The organism is Mesorhizobium sp. M1E.F.Ca.ET.045.02.1.1, from assembly GCF_003952485.1.
In the GTDB taxonomy this organism is placed as follows: domain Bacteria; phylum Pseudomonadota; class Alphaproteobacteria; order Rhizobiales; family Rhizobiaceae; genus Mesorhizobium.
In genome coordinates, this window is sequence record NZ_CP034447.1 from 3,609,212 (window position 1) to 3,626,494 (window position 17,283).

The 17,283-nt window shown below is 60.2% G+C and carries 17 protein-coding genes and 1 tRNA gene; 10 read left to right on the plus strand and 8 right to left on the minus strand.

Features of this window, described 5'->3' with window-relative positions; all coding sequences use genetic code 11:
- Positions 1-2: 2 nt before the first annotated feature.
- The gene (locus EJ070_RS17475; protein ID WP_126092489.1) at positions 3-650 is read left to right on the plus strand and encodes a LuxR C-terminal-related transcriptional regulator; all 648 of its coding nucleotides are present in this window, start codon (positions 3-5) and stop codon (positions 648-650) included.
- 105 nt (positions 651-755) lie between these two features.
- Positions 756-1,622: an NAD(P)-dependent oxidoreductase gene (locus tag EJ070_RS17480; RefSeq protein WP_126092490.1), complete on the plus strand. Its 867-nt coding sequence runs from the start codon at positions 756-758 to the stop codon at positions 1,620-1,622.
- 396 nt (positions 1,623-2,018) lie between these two features.
- On the opposite strand, the gene EJ070_RS17485 is transcribed toward EJ070_RS17480, so the two are convergent.
- Positions 2,019-4,304 (minus strand): OmpA family protein, encoded by a 2,286-nt coding sequence (locus tag EJ070_RS17485; RefSeq protein WP_126092491.1) that lies wholly within the window; start codon positions 4,302-4,304, stop codon positions 2,019-2,021.
- Positions 4,305-4,498: 194 nt separating this feature from the next.
- On the opposite strand from EJ070_RS17485, the gene EJ070_RS17490 reads away from it, so the two are divergent.
- Both EJ070_RS17490 and EJ070_RS17495 read left to right on the plus strand, forming a co-directional pair.
- Entirely contained in the window at positions 4,499-4,945 is a 447-nt protein-coding gene (locus tag EJ070_RS17490; protein ID WP_126092492.1) for a YcgN family cysteine cluster protein, read from the plus strand.
- Positions 4,946-5,181: 236 nt separating this feature from the next.
- Positions 5,182-5,538 carry a hypothetical protein gene (locus EJ070_RS17495; RefSeq protein ID WP_126092493.1) on the plus strand — a complete coding sequence of 119 codons (357 nt, stop codon included), beginning with the start codon at positions 5,182-5,184 and terminating at the stop codon, positions 5,536-5,538.
- 181 nt (positions 5,539-5,719) lie between these two features.
- On the opposite strand, the gene EJ070_RS17500 is transcribed toward EJ070_RS17495, so the two are convergent.
- The gene (locus EJ070_RS17500; protein ID WP_126092494.1) at positions 5,720-6,430 is read right to left on the minus strand and encodes an SIMPL domain-containing protein; all 711 of its coding nucleotides are present in this window, start codon (positions 6,428-6,430) and stop codon (positions 5,720-5,722) included.
- Positions 6,431-6,565: 135 nt separating this feature from the next.
- On the opposite strand from EJ070_RS17500, the gene EJ070_RS17505 reads away from it, so the two are divergent.
- A tRNA-Ile gene (locus EJ070_RS17505) sits at positions 6,566-6,641 on the plus strand.
- A 106-nt stretch (positions 6,642-6,747) separates the two neighbouring features.
- Here EJ070_RS17505 and EJ070_RS17510 read toward each other — a convergent pair.
- The 3 genes from EJ070_RS17510 to EJ070_RS17520 form a co-directional block, all read right to left on the minus strand.
- A complete protein-coding gene (locus tag EJ070_RS17510; RefSeq protein ID WP_091595079.1) occupies positions 6,748-7,938 on the minus strand; it encodes a site-specific integrase in 1,191 nt (396 codons plus the stop codon).
- Entirely contained in the window at positions 7,922-8,167 is a 246-nt protein-coding gene (locus EJ070_RS17515; RefSeq protein ID WP_236387255.1) for a helix-turn-helix domain-containing protein, read from the minus strand. The genes EJ070_RS17510 and EJ070_RS17515 overlap by 17 nt, the downstream gene beginning before the upstream one ends.
- Before the next feature lie 65 nt (positions 8,168-8,232).
- Complete coding sequence (locus tag EJ070_RS17520) at positions 8,233-8,484, minus strand: hypothetical protein (protein ID WP_091595315.1); 252 nt, start codon at positions 8,482-8,484, stop codon at positions 8,233-8,235.
- A gap of 855 nt (positions 8,485-9,339) precedes the next feature.
- Here EJ070_RS17520 and EJ070_RS17525 point away from each other — a divergent pair.
- The 4 genes from EJ070_RS17525 to EJ070_RS17540 all read left to right on the plus strand — a co-directional run bounded on the left by EJ070_RS17525 (position 9,340) and on the right by EJ070_RS17540 (position 12,356).
- Positions 9,340-9,732 (plus strand): hypothetical protein, encoded by a 393-nt coding sequence (locus EJ070_RS17525; RefSeq protein ID WP_126034263.1) that lies wholly within the window; start codon positions 9,340-9,342, stop codon positions 9,730-9,732.
- Positions 9,733-9,798: 66 nt separating this feature from the next.
- Positions 9,799-10,044 (plus strand): hypothetical protein, encoded by a 246-nt coding sequence (locus EJ070_RS17530; protein WP_126034262.1) that lies wholly within the window; start codon positions 9,799-9,801, stop codon positions 10,042-10,044.
- Positions 10,045-10,175: 131 nt separating this feature from the next.
- Positions 10,176-11,177 carry a nucleoid-associated protein gene (locus EJ070_RS17535; RefSeq protein ID WP_091595086.1) on the plus strand — a complete coding sequence of 334 codons (1,002 nt, stop codon included), beginning with the start codon at positions 10,176-10,178 and terminating at the stop codon, positions 11,175-11,177.
- 9 nt (positions 11,178-11,186) lie between these two features.
- Positions 11,187-12,356, plus strand: a complete 1,170-nt coding sequence (locus EJ070_RS17540; protein ID WP_091595088.1) for a hypothetical protein — start codon at positions 11,187-11,189, stop codon at positions 12,354-12,356.
- Between the two features lie 66 nt (positions 12,357-12,422).
- Here the strand turns inward: EJ070_RS17540 and EJ070_RS17545 are convergent, their stop codons facing one another.
- A complete protein-coding gene (locus tag EJ070_RS17545) occupies positions 12,423-13,778 on the minus strand; it encodes a hypothetical protein (RefSeq protein WP_091595090.1) in 1,356 nt (451 codons plus the stop codon).
- Between the two features lie 556 nt (positions 13,779-14,334).
- On the opposite strand from EJ070_RS17545, the gene EJ070_RS17550 reads away from it, so the two are divergent.
- Positions 14,335-15,489 (plus strand): DNA cytosine methyltransferase, encoded by a 1,155-nt coding sequence (locus EJ070_RS17550; RefSeq protein WP_091595092.1) that lies wholly within the window; start codon positions 14,335-14,337, stop codon positions 15,487-15,489.
- Here the strand turns inward: EJ070_RS17550 and EJ070_RS17555 are convergent.
- Both EJ070_RS17555 and EJ070_RS17560 read right to left on the minus strand, forming a co-directional pair.
- The gene (locus EJ070_RS17555; protein WP_126092495.1) at positions 15,486-16,139 is read right to left on the minus strand and encodes a hypothetical protein; all 654 of its coding nucleotides are present in this window, start codon (positions 16,137-16,139) and stop codon (positions 15,486-15,488) included. The genes EJ070_RS17550 and EJ070_RS17555 overlap by 4 nt on opposite strands.
- The gene (locus EJ070_RS17560; protein WP_091595096.1) at positions 16,129-17,199 is read right to left on the minus strand and encodes a DUF262 domain-containing protein; all 1,071 of its coding nucleotides are present in this window, start codon (positions 17,197-17,199) and stop codon (positions 16,129-16,131) included. Before EJ070_RS17560 ends, EJ070_RS17555 begins: the two co-directional genes overlap by 11 nt.
- Positions 17,200-17,283 lie beyond the last annotated feature (84 nt).

Consider the following 17,283-nt stretch of genomic DNA (forward strand, 5'->3'; position numbering starts at 1 on the left):
CGATGCCAGGCAGCGCGACACAAACGATTGCGAGACCGGAGCCGGCAACCCACCGGCTGACGGTGCTGATCGCGCTCGGCGATGCTGAGCGCGCCGAGCAACTGGCCGATGCGCTTGGCGCCAGCGACGACCTGCTGCCGGCGTTTGGCGAAAGCGGCGCCGGCCAGACAGCGGACGTCGCCGTGATCGATGAGGCGGCTTTGGCAAACCGGGCCATTGCTTCGAATACGCCTGCCGTTCTGCTTTCCCGGCGCATCCGCCGCGAACAACTGCCCGGCAATGTGCTCGCCGTGTTGCCGCCCTTCGCGGATGGCCTGCTGGTCGCCGCCGCGGCGCGGTTGGCGGCGTCCGGTTATCGCGTTACCAGTGGCGGGTCTGCAGAAATTGCCGCGCGAGGCGATTTCCACGGTGAGCTGTCGGAAGAGGAAGCGCACGACGACAACCAGACCCGCGCGGCGTTGTCGCCGCGCGAGGCGGAGGTGCTGGCGCTGCTGGCGGAAGGCGCGCCCAACAAGGTGATCGCCAGGCGGCTCAACATTTCGGTGCACACGGCGAAGTTCCACGTCGCCGCGATCCTGATCAAGCTCGGCGCCGCCAACCGCACCGATGCGATCGCGATCGCCATGCGGCAGGGATTGGTCCTGGTCTAGACCTCCCTGGGCGCGACGTTGCGTAATCTCGAACTGGCCCCTTGGGCCTTGCGTCAGGCTAGTCCACCGCGCAAGTTGCCCCCCTGTTGCTGAGGGAGGCTAAGGATGTCGCTCAAGGGAAAGACGCTGTTCATCTCGGGCGGGTCGCGCGGGATTGGGCTGGCGATCGCGCTGCGCGCGGCGCGCGACGGCGCCAATGTGACGATCGCCGCCAAGACCGCTGAACCGCATCCGAAACTGCCGGGCACGATCTACACCGCCGCTGAAGAAATCGAGCAGGCCGGCGGCAAGGCGCTGCCGATGCTCTGCGACATCCGCGACGAGGCTCAGGTCGCCGATGCGGTAGCAAAGACCGTCGAGCGGTTCGGCGGCATCGACATCTGCGTCAACAATGCCAGCGCCATCCAGCTCACCGGCACGCTGGAAACCGACATGAAGCGCTACGACCTGATGCACCAGATCAATACGCGCGGCACCTTCCTGGTCTCCAAAATGTGCATTCCGCACCTGAAGTTGGCAAAGAATCCTCACATCCTGAATCTGGCGCCGCCGCTCGACATGAAGGCCAAGTGGTTCAAGAACCATGTCGCCTACACCATGGCCAAGTTCGGCATGTCGATGTGCACGCTGGGCATGAGCGCCGAGTTCGCCGGCGCCGGCATCGCCGTCAATTCGCTCTGGCCGATCTCGACCATCGACACCGCTGCGGTGCGCAATCTGCTCGGTGGCGCGACGGTGGCCGCGATGAGCCGCTCGCCCGACATCATGGCCGATGCGGCGCGTGCGATCTTCCTGCGCCCATCGCGCGAGGCGACGGGCAATTTCTATATCGACGAGGAGGTGCTTCGCGCCGAGGGCGTCACGGATTTTTCCATCTATGCGCCGGGCGCAAAGGGGCCGCTGGCCGGCGACTTCTTCGTGCCGGACGAGGTGTTCGCGAACTCGCGGACGAACGTCAAAAGAATCTACTGACGGGTTGCAGCCGTCTCGCTCCACCTCGGCCTTCTTGCCCTTGGCCCGCGCAAACCAAAAAGCCCCGCCGGAGAGGGGGGCCGGCGGGGCTCATGTGTCCCGCTGGAGTCGGGACAGGGCAGGGAACGCCCTGGCTAGAATCTGGGTGCCGCAATGCGGCGATTCAATGAGCGTGGCGGCATAAGCAGGACAATTCTTCTTGAATTTTCAATGAAAAGGCCCGTCCGGATCCGGACGGGCCTCGTCTTGCCGCGCTGATTCCGAAAATCGGGTCAGGATCTTGAAATCAAAAACTAAAGCGCGTCGAGCTGAAACGGATTCAGGCGATGCGCTTCAGGTCTTTGTTTCGTGCATGTCGCCCAAAACCGCCATGCACTTTTGGGCGACATGCATTAGTCATTGCTCCGTGTTGCTCGCCACTGGCGCCACCAGCGAGGTGATGCGGCGAATGGCGACGCGACGGTTCTCGCGGTTCGGGCCAGGCGTATTCACCTTGAGATACTCCTCGCCATAACCCTGCGTGGTGAGGTTCTCGGCAGGGATGCCGAACGCGTTGGTCAACGCTTCGGCCACCGCCTCGGCACGCCGATCCGACAGCGCGAGGTTGGCGTCGGGCGTACCGACAGCGTCGGTATGGCCTTCGATCAGGAAGGTCTCCGCCGGGTTCTTCTTCAGGAGTTTTTCCATGGCGGTGGCCACGCCTTCGAGCTTCTGCACCTCTTCATCGGAGATCGTGGCCGAGCCGAAGTCGAAGTTCAGCGTGTCGAGATCGATGCGGCGGGCGATGTCGCGCACGCGGGCCGAGCGCTTGACCTCGTCGATCGAGTAGAGGCGCTGCACCCTCTCCACCGGCGGCTGTTCGAGGAAGGTGTAATACTCGTCCGGATCCTCGACTTCCTCCGAATCCAGGATGTAGTCGCGGCGCGAGATGTCGAGCCGCATCGGCGGCAGGTCGTCGCCGGGATCGCGCCATTCGTCGACATCGTTGTAGTACCGCTCGTCGACATAGCTCAGCACATATTCGTGGCCATCCGGCGTGATGCGCGATCGCCTGATGACGTCGCCATTGCGGTTGCGGATGGTGACGATCTGGATGCCGTTGTCGCGCTCGACGATTTCGCGGGTGCGGTCGCCCGAAAGATCCTCGTAGTAGACGTTCCTGGCGCCGCGCGTGATGCGAGGCGCCTCGTTGCTTTCCACGAATGTCTGGTTGTTGAACTGGAGGATCACGCGGTCGCCGAACTGCTTCACCACGTCCGCGCCCTGCGGCCGGCGGCGATCGCGGACAACCTGCTCGGGCGTAAGCTCAATCCGCTTGCCCTTTTCCTCGGTGACAGGCACGAACTTCTCAGGCTGGATTTCCTGTTGCGCGGCCTTGTCGTCGGTGGGCGGCGGACCCTGGTCGACCGGCGCAGGCGTCTGCGCCTGCTGGCCCTGAAGCTGTTCGGTTTGATTGCCAGTTTGGCCGGTACCGCCTTGCTCAACACCAGCCTGACCGCTTTCGTTCTGGCCGGCCGGCCGACGGCCCTTGCGCTTGCGCACCACATCCTTCTGGCTGTCGAAGATGGGGGCCTCGTTCGCATTGGCAGGCGCTTGGCCCTGCGCGGCAGTGCCGGCGGTTGCCCCGCCTTCGGCCGGCTGCTCGCCGGGGGCGGGCTGCTGCTGCCCCGTTGCGGGTTGCTCCGTCAGCGGTTTTTTGGCTTGCCTCTTGTTCTGGTTCGAAGGCTGTTCCTCTTGAGCTGGCGCCTGCTCGGTCCCGGCCGGTGCCTGCTCGGCTCCCGGAACCGGCAACGGCTTGAGCTTACGAGAGGCCTGACCTGCGGGTGCTTGTTCGGCAGGGGTCTGGCCTTGCTCGGCAGGTTGCTGGCCCAGCTTGCGTTTCTTGCCGGGCTGGTTGTCATTTGCCGGCTGTTCTGACGGCTGTTCCGCAGGCGCGGCTTCCTGCTGCTGATTGAGCTTCTTCTTGCGCAGTTGCTGCTGGTCGGGGGCGACCTGCTCGGCCGGAGCCGTCTCGCTCTGCTGCTGATTGAGCTTCCTCTTGCGCAGTTGCTGCTGCTGGTCCGGGGCAACCTGCTCGGCCGGTTGCTCAGCCGGCGCGGTTTCGGTTTGCTGCAGCTGGCGCTTCTTCCTGCGCGGCTGCTGCTCGTCGGTCGCCGGTGCGGCCTGTTCCGCGGGCTGCTCGGCCGGCGCGGTCTCAGTCTGTTGCTGCAACTGGCGCTTCTTCCTGCGCGGTTGCTGCTCGTCGGCCGCAGGCTGGCCGCCCTGATCGGCCGGGGCTGCCTCGATCTGTTGCTGTTGATCGCGTTTCTTGCGCGGTTTGAGCTGCTGCTCGGCGGGGGCTGCCTGCTCCGTCTGGCCGGTATCCATCTGCTGCTGGTCCTGCCGCTTCCGGCGCGGCTTCTGCTCCGGCTCTGCAGGCTGTTCGGCCGGGGCCGATTGCGTCTGCTGTTGCTGCTCGCGCTTCTTTCTCTTCGGCTGCTCTGCTTCCCCCTGCTGGCCCCCGGCTTGCGCACAGGCCTCGGCCGACTGGCCTTCGGCGCAGTTCTCCTGCGCCAGAATCACCGGCGCTCCATGCGAGGCGCCGAAAACGGCATTCCCCTGCAGCGGATACGCGCCCAACGGCGCGGATGCCATAAGCAGGCCGATTGCCGTACCCGCCAGAATCCGTGGTTGGCGTTTCATATCGATTTTCTCCTAGTGGGGTCCCATCCCTGCCCAAACTTACATCAACCGCAATTGGTTCCGTCGGGCATTGGCGGCAGCCAAGGATGCTTGGCCGGCCTTTTGAAGGCAATTTCGTGTTTTTCTAATGTTGATACCGGGTCACTGCGACAGCGCGCTTGACCGGAAGGCCCAGGAGGGCCAAATCCAGCCGCATGACCGCACCGTTCTGGAAAACCAAGACGCTAGAGGCGATGACCCCGGCCGAGTGGGAATCGCTCTGCGACGGCTGCGGCAAATGCTGCCTGTCGAAGCTCGAGGACGAGGATACCGGCGAGATCTACTGGACGAGCGTCGGCTGCCGGCTGTTCGACGCCGAAAAATGCCTTTGTTCTGACTATGCCAACCGGCTGTCGCGCGTGCCCGATTGCGTCGGGTTGACGCCGCAGAACGTGCGCACCATCACCTGGTTGCCCAAGACCTGCGCCTACCGGCTCATTGCAGAAGGCCATGATCTCTACTGGTGGCACAGACTGGTTTCGGGCAGCGCGGAGACCGTGCACGAGGCCGGGATTTCGATCCGCGGCCGGGTGAAGGCCAAGGAAACCGACCTGGCCGAGCCTGACGATTATTTTGACTATATCCTTGATGACGAACCCTGACGGGTTCGCATTTGGATGACGAACCCAGAGCGGGACCGGCCGCGCCATGGCGCGTTTCGGCCTGCAGTTTCGAGGGAAAGAAGCGATAGGTTCGGGAAAATCCCTTTTCCTGCCACATGAACCGGAAATGAACAGCCGGTTCGCGGGAAGTTCAGACAGGAAAGGGCATTCTTGGCCCATCGGTTCGCCGAATTACCGATTCGAACGGGCGAAAGCCCCCAACAAGGAGAGAGACAATGTTCAACACGATCAAGACGGCAGCCCTTTCGGCCCTTGTCGGGCTCGGCACGCTCGGTGCCATCCCGGCGGCGCACGCGGACAGCCTCTATCTCGGCTTCGGCAACGGCCCCGATCCCCGTTTCGGCGTCTACACCGGCGAGGACGATGACGGCTATTATCGTCGCGATCGGGAATGGCGCCGCCGCGGCTGCTCGCTGGACCGCGCGCTTGACAAGGCCGAGCGCATGGGCCTGCATCGCGTCCGCATCGTCGACATCGACCGGCGCACGGTGAAGGTGGCCGGTCGCCAGTATGGCGACCGCGTGGTGGTGGTCTTCGCCAACGAGCGCGGCTGCCCGATCATCTATCGCTAAGGGGCGAGATCGCCAGGAACGGCGATCCTCTGTGAGGATCGCTTAGCATGATCCTCTGCGAGGCTCAGCTATGAGTAGCGAGCCCTTTCAGCTGGCCTGAAGCGCGCGGCTCGAAAAACCCCGGAGGACCGGTCCTCCGGGGTTTTTTGTGGCTGGATCCGGACCACCGGTCGGGCGGCGATCACTTCAGCTCGAACGTGACGGTGACCTGGACAGAGTAGGAGTTCTCGCCGGCCTGCACGGGCACGGCGGCGCGGGCGGCATCGAAGGCCTTGGCGTTCATTGGCATCGGGACCGGCGCGACATTCTGGTCGGTGATCTCGATCACCTTGCCCAGGCTCACGCCAGCGGCCTCGGCGAGCGTCTTGGCCTTGGCGATCGCATCCGCAACCGCCTTCTTGCGCGCCTCGACGATGGTGGTTTTCGGATCGTCATTGGTGAAGGCGATGCCGCCGCCCTGGTTGACGCCGAGCGACACCGCCTTGTCGAGGACGTCGCCGGTCTTGTCGACGTCGCGCACGCGCACCGACAGCGTGTTCGTCACCTGGTAGGCGACGAGCTCGGCTTCCTGGCTGCCGTCCGCCTTGTTGGTGTAATTGTAGCGCGGGTTGATCTGGATACCGGCTGTCTGCAGATCGCGATCGGCGATACCGGCCGATTTCATCGCAGCGATAACCGCCGCCATGGCGTCGTTGTTGGCATCGAGCGCGGCGCGCGCGGTCTTGGCCTCGCGCATGACGCTGAGCGTCAGCATCGCCATGTCCGGCGCAACGGTCGCTTCGCCTTCGCCGGAAACGACGATGCGGGGCGGGGGCGGTGAATCGGCCGCGCTTGCAAATGCCGGAAACGCGAGCGCTGCCGCGAGCACCATGGGCAAAAGATGTCTGGTCATCGAAATCTCCTCGGTCTGCGAACCAGTCGCGTTTTGGCAACTAGAGCGCGAATATGGGCTGATTTGGGCGGGCGTCGCCAGCGCCTTCGGAAAGCCTTGTGTCGCGAGGCGAAAAACACTAAGCCAGCCCGCGTGGGGCCTGTAGCTCAATGGTTAGAGCCGGCGGCTCATAACCGCTTGGTTGGGGGTTCGAGTCCCTCCGGGCCCACCATAACCATTGTTTTTATTCACAAAAAGTGCCCTCGGCCCAAAACGTTTTGGGCCCATTATGGGCCCAAAGCAGGACCGTGGTCCCGGTTTGTTCCGACTCGATTTGATTATCTGACGATGCGGAGGTTTGCCCGCCGCTTCATGGCGTCGCGTTTGGCCTCGCGCTCGTTGATGGCACGAGCAATATCAACCGCGATCCGCTTCTTATTGGCCTCACGCACATACTCATCTGTTACCGTCATGGAGGAATGACCCATCGCCTCCATGATGGCGCGCGCCTGGATGTTGCATTCAGCGAGGTAGGTGCCGAAGGTGCGGCGCAGGCCATGAAGCGTGTAGCCGCTTGGAATTCCCGCCTGCCGCGTCCAGTGCTGCATCATGCCGGTCAGGCTCTTTTCCGAGAATGACCTGCCATAGGCGTTCTTTAAGACCGTGCCGCCTCTCGAGCGATCGAGCAGGTCCAAGGCCGTTGCTAGTTTGTCTACGACTGGAATGAACATCTCCCGCCCGCCATGGCGGTTGCGGTTCTTCTTCTGGCGGAAATCAAAGGCCTCGATTAGCACCAGCGAGCCGTCGAACAGTTCGATCTCTTCGGTTAAAAGATCGTCCCACTCAAGAGCAGCGATATCGCCGCGCCGATTTCCAAGCCAGAACCCCAGTGCATAGCAGGTGCGCGCGGCTGTACCGATGGGGTGTCGCTCCTCGAACTTTTCGCGCATCGCAATTGGCCAAGCTGGGTTCTTGGTCGATTTGGGCACCCGCACGCGGATAGATAGCGACGGATCATCCTGCGGCTTGATCCATTTTTCGACATCGGTCGCGACCCATAGAAGCTTCTTGATGGCGACCAACGTGTGTTTGGCGACTGTGCGGTTCGTCCTGAAGATGCCTTCAATGATGGCGCGAAGCCGATCCGCGTCGAGATGTTCAACAGGAGTATTGCGCCAGGTGAGTGGGTAGTTGGGATCGACCGGCAGGTTGAGAAAACGCTCAATCAGTCGCGCATTCTTCTGCTGCGTGGCTTCATCAAAGCCCAACCACTCCATTGTCGTTTCAAGCCGGCGCGCGGCATGACCAAAGGTTTTTGGCAGTGCCCGACCGGGCAAATCGACGATAACTGCCTTCTTGCCTTGACCCTGCGTGGCCTTCTCGTAAGCCGCCTCGAACTCGGGATCGCCGGGCTTACCGGGAAGGCGGATTTCAGGCATGCCCTTTGCGCGGTAGCGATAGATTAGCTTGCCGTTCTTGAGGCGCGAAGATACCCCAGGGTAACGGGCATCCTTAAATGGCCGAGCCATCAAATGCTCCTTTCAGTCCGGGGGACCCTTTCAGACTCGCCCGTAGCGAAAGGGTTTTGCTTTTGATGGCAACGCGCAGGAGCACCGGGTAACGAAACCCTCTTCCTTGCTCTATGCCTTCAAAGGTGCGCCTCGGTATTCCCAGTACCTTGGCCGCGGCTTCGGCAGTAAACCCTTCCTTTGCCCGCCATGCTTTCACGTCTTGCGCAAGTTTCTCATTCTCGTTCACATCATGCCTTCCGCACGGGCTATCATCGTACTACGCCTGCAGCGTATACGCAACGAGCGTAGTTGCTATCTTTTTTCCACGCCCCGTTTGCTTCGTTCCAACAGCTCTTGAAGGCCGCTGTCTTTGTCCGGCAACGAGGTGAAAGCGATATCCAAGGCTACACGATCCCAGACAGCGCGGCTATTGATGCGCTTGGGCTTTGGCATACGCCCATCGGCAACCATCTCGTCAAAAAGCGTCGATCCGACACCGATGTAACGAGCTGCTTCCTCACGAGATAGCCCTCGTGGGGGATACGAGATTGCGTCACTCTTCATGGACGCTGCCTCGGTCCTGATACTCCGGGCGGGTTGGTGTCGAAGCACAAAGCCGCATCCTAGTTGCCATTTCGCTGCGAGCAGATCGTGTTGGGCTAAAATAAGAAGAGCCTCGTTAAGCGGAAGCGGCCTGACTAGCTCGTGCGGCGTAAACTGGTAGCAACGTGTGGACTGTGGATCACGGGAGGAGAGCGTTTCTAAGCGGACTCGTGGGGCAAGTCGGTGGACGGCTACATTGCATTGTGCACGACCGGGGCTAACCACCTGCGACATCCCGCTGGCCCTCTTGCGCACCCTCCCTCAGTGTCGAAATCGGAGCCGTTATCCCGAGGACCGTCGAAAAACCGCCGTCGCAGAGTTGCCACTCTTTGGTGCTGAAACCGATATTTCTAATCATATCGGTTTTAACTCATCGCTCAAACTTTAGATGGAGCAAGGCAATTTCGGCTCGTCGATCGAAGTCGACGAGGGCGCCGCACAACGATTGGCAGCTTTGCGCCAGGAGTGGCGATCAGCGAGCCACTACTCAGACGTCCCGTTTGGGCCGACAGTAGGCGGTCGGGTCTTGGCGAATGAAGATACGAAAGCAGCCGGTCACCGACGTGCTTCGCATGGCGTCCGGCTTCTCTGTTAGGATGTGTTTGAAAGACGATCGCTGCATGGTCCAAGTTTCGCCCTCGACACCAGCTCTCGATCTGGACATTAAGAAAAGTCCGCAGTGTTCGGAAGAATTCCGAACTCTACGGCCGCATCGTCAACGACATTGCGCCTGATCTGATGAGAGACAGGTACACTTTCAAGGACTTGTCGGATTTCGAATACAGGGCTCGCGACGAATCGATCGGGCGGGCGTACATGGGGCACATCTATTGGACGGAGATGCTGTACCGGGCGCATATGGCTTCGGTCGCATCGGTGTTCCGTACGTCCAGGTGGATCAAGGTGGCGGTCCGCGAACATGAGGCGGGAAGTCTATATGGCTGCGCGTCGGCGTGTAGAAGCCTGATCGAATCCGCAGGCGATATAAACCACAGCCTGGGACCAGTGGCCCGGACGCTCGCCTACAACAAGGATGCGATACGAGCCGAGATTTCGGGTCAGGCTGGGGAGCCCATGCTGTCCGCTAAGGAGTTGGAAGACACGCTGATACACTTCACGCATGCCCGGAAGGTGCTGAAGACCGAAAAGACACCGGCAGTCGCAAGGCGATGCAGACCTTCCAGTACGTCGACCACGTGGATGGAATGAAGATTCCCGGCATAAAGCCGTTCCTACGCGAAACTTTGCGAGATCGGTCACCCGGCTGCCGACTCCGTGTCGGTGACCTTCGTTGCCAATGCCGGAGCCTGGATCGTAGACCCCGGCAACGAGATCGTCGTTCTCAAGGCGTTGCTCGCTGAACGGCAAGATACTCTCTCGGGCGTGCTAATGGCGTCGTTCAATGCCCCGCTCTTAATCCTAAGAACCCTTCACGCGTTCGATCTTTTCACGAGGCTGCGTAAGTACCATTTCGATGAAATTCCTGAGTGGAAGAAGATCCAAACCGCGCTGCGATCGTAGGCCATGAGCGGATCGAAAGACGTTCCGCCTTTCGACACGCATGGCGTGGATATTCGGTCTGCTAATCCTTCGAACACTTGCGTTCGGGCCCTCACGTCTCGCATAACTGCCATCACGAGGGGGAGGATTCGATGGTCGAGCAGGTCATTCAGGTCGCGGTGCACGACCTGAAGAGGAATTCCGAGAGTTTTGAAACGGTGTCGGGTAACGCGCACCTCAAGGTCTCGGAAACGGTGGAGCGCGTGGTCGGCGAGCTGCACGCCATGTATGCGAGCCGCGCCTCGAAGTCTCACGGGCGCTTCGCGGCAAGCTCCGACAACTATCCGGCACAGACCTATCTTGACGAGTTCCGGAAGGGCGACTTCAAGGACTTCGCCACGCTCACGGCCAAGCTGATGACGACACTGACCGTTCAGGCGCGCCGAAAGCCCGGGGCGACGGGCGGTCACGTCCTTTTCGCGCATCTCGAGAAGGACGAGCAACGGTTTCTGCTAGTGGCGATCATCAACGACAAGCTCGGTGCGGCGCTCACCAAAAGCTTTGACATCGCGTCAGTCGAACACCTCGACCTCGACGGCTTCCGCTTCGCCGGCCGGATCAACATGACGGCATGGACTAACTCGGCGGACCGTTACATCGGCTTCCTAAAGGGCAAGGGGAACGTCGCCGAGTACTTCAAGGAGTTCCTCGGTTGCGACAGCACCGTTCAGGACCTCGAGGATACCAGGACACTGGTGCGCGTGCTGAACGGTTTCGCCGAGCCGGCGAAGGGCTTCGTGAAGGACAAGCAAGCTTTCCTGCAGAAGGCGTACGACATCTGCCAGCGATACATCCGGGACAACGAGCCTTTGGATCTCGAGACATTCTCCAACGAGCTCTTTCCAGAGAACCCGAAAGAACTCGCCAAATCGCTCGGAGATCCGGATGTCGGACTTGGCGACGGCTTCGTTCCGAAGAAGCGAGCGCTGTCGCCGATGGTGAAGTTCTCCGCGAAGACGCGGCTCTGGTCGGTCGAATTCAATCGGCAAGCCCTTACCGACGGCAAGATCGTCTATAACGACGACAAGAAGACCCTGACCTTCACCGAACTCCCTCCCGACCTGATCGAAAGACTGGAACACGATCAGGAGTAGCGTAGCCTCATGATCACGTTCGACCAGCTGATAGCACTCTACCGCAACACGGAGTTCTCGAAAGATGGCTCCGCGGGAAAGTTGACGGTCCGCGATTACAGCATTGTGGAAACGCTGAAGCAGATTGAAAGCGATGAGAAGGCTTTCGACGACGCGGCATTCACGGTCGACTCAGCGTCGGCGGTCGTCATAGGCGCGACAGTTAGCGTCGAAATCGGCGCTCCACGCACAGGACTTGGCTTCCTCGCGCTCACCCTCGACCGGCTGCTCGAGAACCGTCGCAACCGCATAGCCGAGCCGGAGCGCTATTACCTGATCGAGGAGAGGTTCGCCTACAACGATACCGTCGTTCCCGACGCCGTCGCGCGCTACCGGAACGCATTGCGCCTGGTCCGCACCTTAAAAGAGGCGGCTGCGTTTCTCGACCCGTACCAGGCGGAGATGCTGTTCCTCGGCTCGATCCGGCTGATGGTCCGTGTAGACTTCAGGTCATCGGACCTTGTCTCCGTAAACTCCATACTGGTCGACGAGTTCGAGAACTTCGTCATGCAGAAGGTGCACAAGGACCAGAAGGCTGCGATCGTTGCTACCACGCTCATCGAGACGTGTCGCACCCATCCCGAAGGCGAGCGCTTCAGGTACCTTCTTCGACACTTTCGGGACTTCGTCACAAAGTGCGAGGACAGCTATAGGCTGTTCGCGTCGGAGTTCTCGTACGACAAGATCCGGGGGAAGGCGGAAGAGGCCATCGCGGACTACACCGGTAAGATCCATAAGACATTCCATGACATCCAGAACCAGATAATGGGCATTCCCGTCGCGAGTGTGATCATCGCCACGCAGCTCAAGCCCGCAACTCAATGCGACGTGAATTTCTGGGCAAACCTCGCCATCTCGCTCGGTGCAACGCTGTTCGTTGCCCTCCTGGCGTTTGCCATCGTCAACCAGCTGCTGACGCTGTCGACGATAGACGACGATCTGACCCGACAGAAGACCAAGCTGAAGGGCGATTACTCGGTCGTCGCCGCGGAGTTCCTCCCTCTTTATCGCAAGCTGGAAAACCGGATTACACTTCACCGATTCGTCCTTGGCATCATCCTTGTCGTCTGCGGGCTCGGGGCGCTACTCACCTGGCGCATTTATTTCCAGCTGACAACTCTGATGCCGTGGGCGTGCTGAGAGCGCCGTTCGGGTCACGCCATAGAAGCGAGATTCGTTCGATTGGGGCACTATGGGCCATGTGGTTCACTCGAACGGACTGCCCGCTTTCGGTGAAGGCAAACTCTGCCTGAACGGCCGATTAGAGGCGCGGTGCTGCCGGACAACTTGGCGTGGCCGCGACACGCAAGGTGAGGTTTTTGGGGCGCCTCCCTCATGCGCGCGCTTGGAAGGCTTCGTCTTGAAATACAGCCAGTTGAGAAACGCGTCGGCGTCCGTGAAATCAGCGCCACCGATGCGCCTCCGCAGCGCGTCGATGGTAGCGCACAATTGCGTGTATCGTTCGGCCGACAGCGTTGCGACAGTTGGACTTCGAGGCGCGCCAATGCCGATCGCCGCTAGGGCGCCGGAGGTATTGCCGTTGAAGACAGCGTACCGCTTCGGGGCGAAGGTGCAGAGAATCGCCGTGATCATATTCACGCCCACGCCAGGAATACCGAGCGCTAGCTGACGCATCTGCTCGTAACCCCGTTCTGGCGCGAGTTTGGCTGCCTTCCTGCCCGCGGCGAACAGTGTGATCGTCTTCTTGGGATGATCGAGTGCCGCCGACCCTCGTCGATGAATGTCGCCGGAATGCCAGAGATGTTGATAAGGCTCTCTTGAAGAAATCAGATTGCTTAGATTCTCTGCGAAGACGCTCCTCATTTCCTTCGAAATCCTCGGCGCGTTGCCGAGATCCGCGATCAATTGCTGAACCTTCAATGCCTTGTCCCGATCGGTCCGGCGCTTCGCCAGCGCGGAACGTTCGGTCTTGTCTGCGCGGTACTGGCGGAGGAAGCCATTCAAGCGCCGCAGATCGAACTGTGCGGCGAAGTTGTCTTCGAGCTCTTTCTCAAGTTTGCGTCGCAATCGCTCGGCGTCTTTGTGTCGCGAGGCATATTGCCCAAGCACCAGGTCATCGAGTTCTTGGAAGCTGCCGCTCTCACGAAAATCGGCAAAGGTGACTTTCAGATCCGACGACAGTTGTTCGTCCGAGTTCACCGTCGCCAGGATTGAAATTTCATCGTTTGTTGTCAGGGCGCCGGTCGTGAGGTTCGCTGACCCGATCAGACACCGAACCTGGCCTTCGCTTCGTCCGACATAGGACTTCGGGTGAAAGGTTGCGGTCTTGCCGTTTGCAAGAAACATTTCGAAGGCCCCGAACCGCTTCTTTATTGCGAGCAAATGCGCGAGCGCCTTTGGCTCGGTGATGTAGAAATCAGTACCGAGGAAAGCTTCAATTTTAGCGCCCTGCTTCAGGCGTGCCTCTAGGAGCAGCCCGATGATCCGTGCGCCACCCTCTTTTAGGAAGGCGACGGCGATGCTGATCTGCTCAGCGCCCTCCAAAACATGGGCGACAGCGGTCCGATGATCATCGGACGCCTTGTTCTGGATGAGTCGCATGCCGGTACATCCCCCTCAATGGCAGAATCCGCCGTCTCGAGAATAGCGGCTACCGTCCGATTTACCGCCATCTAATAGATATCCGTGTGCGTCAATTGCAACGATGTTCGAGATGTCCGCCGACAATTGTAACGAAACCTCGGATAGACTGCCGGCAGCTCACGAGCCAGGTAACAGACGACGGCTTTCGGGAACGGATGGGGGCACTTTATACGACCGATATGGCGCATTGCAGCCCGTCATTCTTGGGGCCGATAGCGGACTGGAAGCTTCGGGCCTCGGATCTTCCATAACGGACCTTCAATTCGGTGCGAGTATCTTCGTGACGTGACCCGAAGCAGACGCTTCAACAGGCCTGCTTTCGGGCCAACCGGCTAGAAAGTTCTACCTTGAACTCTGAGTGAATTCCCCGACTTTCCTGAAACACGACCTTCGCCCTGCCTGCGCAGATGGGCGATCGAGCCATATTGGCCAGCTTGGCGCTAGCCAAGCTGCGATTTATTTTCTCGAGTTTGAAACGGATCTCTGTTAACTGATAAGGGATTCGGAGAATCTCATGTCGAATCAGACCGTCGCAAGCCTATTTTCGGGAATTGGTGGATTCGAGGTGGGTTTCGCCAAAGCGGGCCTAAAGACGTCCCTGATGTGCGAAAAGGATTCTGCGGCACAGGCCGTCTTGCGAAGCCGCTTTCCGGAGATCAGTCTTGTCGACGATGTCACGGCCATGCCTCGTCTTCCCAAGTGCGACGCCCTTGTCGGTGGCTGGCCTTGCCAGGATCTCAGTCAAGCTGGACGGATGGCTGGTTTGGACGGCAGCCAGTCCGGGCTGGTGTCGCACGTGTTCAGGTTGCTCGACGCTACACCGAAGAAGCCGAATACTATAGTTCTCGAAAACGTTGCGTTCTCCCTAAATCTGCAGAAGGGCAAGGCAGTACGGTACGTTACCGCCGAGCTAGCCGAACGCGGCTACCGCTGGGCGTACCGCGTGCTGGACACTCGGGAATTTGGGCTTCCGCATCGACGCCGGCGCATTTTCATCGTCGGCATGTTGGAGGGTGACCCCGGAAACCTCCTCTTCGACGGTATCGACCGCGTAGCGCCCGCAAGCGATTGGGCGGCCAACATCGGATTTTACTGGACTGAGGGCAATCGTGGCGTGGGTTGGACCCCTGATGCAGTACCACCCCTAAAAGGGGGCTCCGGCCTAAGCATACCTTCACCGCCTGCTATTTGGACGGTGGAAACTGGACTGTTTCAGACGCCTGGCATCGAGGATGCGGAACGCCTTCAAGGTTTCCCCGCTGGCTGGACGGCGGCTGCCCGCGACACCAATAAGGGCGAGCGCGGGCGCTGGCGCCTTGTTGGCAACGCTGTGAGCGTGCCTGTGGCGACCTGGGTCGGACAACGTCTGGTGGCCTCGGAAGCCCACAGCCTTGCCTATCAGGAACACGGTACCGAGACGCTTTCCCAGCACAACGCGGCGTGGGGTGGCCCTAAGCAGACTTCACGCTACATACCTGGGGCGGGTGAAGGACCGGCAGACGAACGCCGCGTCTCGATCGCGAGCTTTGGCTTGAACGATGCACAGACATTATCCGTCCGCGCCGCCGAGGGATTTCTTCGCCGCTACATGAAGAGTGGGCTAACTAAGAACCAAGACTTCGCGCAAGCACTGGCGACCCACTGCGGTCTCGAAGAAGTACCCGCCTAAACGCGGCGGTAGTGCTGCCTTGTCTTGTAGCGCTCAAGCCCCTTAATGAGCGAGACCATGAAGATCCTTGTCCGTCGAAACTTCTCGGTAATGTCCTGAGTGCTGAATTGGGAACCGACGGTCTCGAACGTCTCGGCGCCATGAGCAAGTGTGTTGCGCATCTGTCTTATAAGGACCAGGTCGGAACCGCCGAGGCAAGATCGCGGTGGTCGCCATCGGCTTTCGATCCGCGCGACGAAGCGTAGCAATTCCTCGTTGTCGACATTTCCGGAAAACGGCAGACGGCGCAGGTCTGATTTCCAGTCCACGACCCCAGGCGCGCGGATGAGGCTGTCGTGGTTGGCGCCCTGGGTGAGCCGGTCGCGGAAGTGAGCTCGGGCTATCTCTTCCTGCCAGTAGTCTTTCAGAGCCATAAAGCCGCCACCGCCTGCCAGGATCTCCTGTCGCAGCCCTACCAACGCCTCTCGGGAACCGAACTCTATGCAGTTGTACATCATGATGAAGGCGGAGGCGCGGGACGCCGTGATCGCCGCCGTTGCGCGGTAGAAACTGCGGCCGGGTATGTTGTAAACACGCTCCAGCGACTGCAGAGACTTTAGGTACTCGGACACGTCCTGCGCGCGGACGCGAAAGCGTCCCTCAACGCTCATACGGACGGCCGAGCAGGCTGTCGCGGACGTATTCGATACGCCCCCGGAGCTTCGGAGCACTGTTGCTGGCGTCCGTCCGCACCAGCTCCTCGAACTGCTTCGACCGCAGCCATGCATCCGATGGCGGCCTTAAGGCCGGATCGCTCCGTAAGGCGAGCGCCGTTCCAACGGCAATGGCTTCGAAGCGGACACGAGGAACGCGTTTCCCTCCATCCGGCCGATAGAAGGCCTTCGGATAGTACATGCGGATAAACTGCATTGTCCGCTCGAATTCGGCGCCCATCTCCGAGAGCCGCGCTTCGTCAGTGGACTTGTTCAGCTTGTCCATGTTGGAGTCGAGGAATTTCCTGACATCGTGGCGGAACGCCAGGTAGCGGTCGCAGTAGATGAAAAAGCGCGTGACTAGCTCTTGACGCTCGCTGCGAGCGTCGACGCCCTTGGCCATATGGGGCGTCAAGCTCTTAAAGAGGTCTGATGCAGCCCTTTCAATCACCAGATCGAGGAAGGCACCGCGGTAAACGCCTTTCCGTATTTCGGCGTCTTCAAGTCGCTTTCCTGATGTGTTGAGGCGCCTGAACAGCTCAACACGGGTGCTTTCGTCGGTTCCCTGGTCCAAGACGAACGAACGTATTGGCGTGTTGTTGAGACGCCGCTGCACCGAGGGCGGCAAATCGGCGAAATGATATCCGTTCAGTATGTCTAGCTTCTCGAGACCTCTCAGCGCGAACCCATCCCGCAAATATCGTACTAGGCTTCGGATCCGTTGCGAGCCGTCAACGATCTCCAAGCGCCCCTCGACGTCATAGAGGAATACCGGAGGAACTGGGACCCTGAGGATGAGGCTCTCGATGAAATAGGAGCTTTGCTCCTCGTTCCAAGCGAGGCTTCGCTGATACTCCGGAACGTAGATGTCCCCTTCCGTCTCGGCCTCATCGCGAAATTTCGAAACCACCAGTTCGACGGAAAAGTCCGTAACAACGTACCGAGCCTCCCGGCGCACATCATCGACGATCGCAGCCACTTCGTCCGGGTCTGCCAACTGCAGTAAAAGGTTCGACATAAGGTTTTGGTCCCGACAAGATGCATAGATGTCAGATTCTTGGCATGATCGCTAGCGAGGCAGAGAATCGGAACCCTGCGTCGC

Coding starts and splice junctions, on each gene's coding strand:
- EJ070_RS17555 (WP_126092495.1), bottom strand. CDS start 16,139: ATGAGCGTTGAGGGACGCTTTCGCGTCCGCGCGCAGGACGTGTCCGAG.
- EJ070_RS17560 (WP_091595096.1), bottom strand. CDS start 17,199: ATGTCGAACCTTTTACTGCAGTTGGCAGACCCGGACGAAGTGGCTGCG.
- EJ070_RS17520 (WP_091595315.1), bottom strand. CDS start 8,484: ATGAAGAGTGACGCAATCTCGTATCCCCCACGAGGGCTATCTCGTGAG.
- EJ070_RS17495 (WP_126092493.1), top strand. CDS start 5,182: ATGTTCAACACGATCAAGACGGCAGCCCTTTCGGCCCTTGTCGGGCTC.
- EJ070_RS17525 (WP_126034263.1), top strand. CDS start 9,340: ATGGGGCACATCTATTGGACGGAGATGCTGTACCGGGCGCATATGGCT.
- EJ070_RS17480 (WP_126092490.1), top strand. CDS start 756: ATGTCGCTCAAGGGAAAGACGCTGTTCATCTCGGGCGGGTCGCGCGGG.
- EJ070_RS17535 (WP_091595086.1), top strand. CDS start 10,176: ATGGTCGAGCAGGTCATTCAGGTCGCGGTGCACGACCTGAAGAGGAAT.
- EJ070_RS17545 (WP_091595090.1), bottom strand. CDS start 13,778: ATGCGACTCATCCAGAACAAGGCGTCCGATGATCATCGGACCGCTGTC.
- EJ070_RS17475 (WP_126092489.1), top strand. CDS start 3: ATGCCAGGCAGCGCGACACAAACGATTGCGAGACCGGAGCCGGCAACC.
- EJ070_RS17550 (WP_091595092.1), top strand. CDS start 14,335: ATGTCGAATCAGACCGTCGCAAGCCTATTTTCGGGAATTGGTGGATTC.
- EJ070_RS17540 (WP_091595088.1), top strand. CDS start 11,187: ATGATCACGTTCGACCAGCTGATAGCACTCTACCGCAACACGGAGTTC.
- EJ070_RS17500 (WP_126092494.1), bottom strand. CDS start 6,430: ATGACCAGACATCTTTTGCCCATGGTGCTCGCGGCAGCGCTCGCGTTT.
- EJ070_RS17510 (WP_091595079.1), bottom strand. CDS start 7,938: ATGGCTCGGCCATTTAAGGATGCCCGTTACCCTGGGGTATCTTCGCGC.
- EJ070_RS17490 (WP_126092492.1), top strand. CDS start 4,499: ATGACCGCACCGTTCTGGAAAACCAAGACGCTAGAGGCGATGACCCCG.
- EJ070_RS17485 (WP_126092491.1), bottom strand. CDS start 4,304: ATGAAACGCCAACCACGGATTCTGGCGGGTACGGCAATCGGCCTGCTT.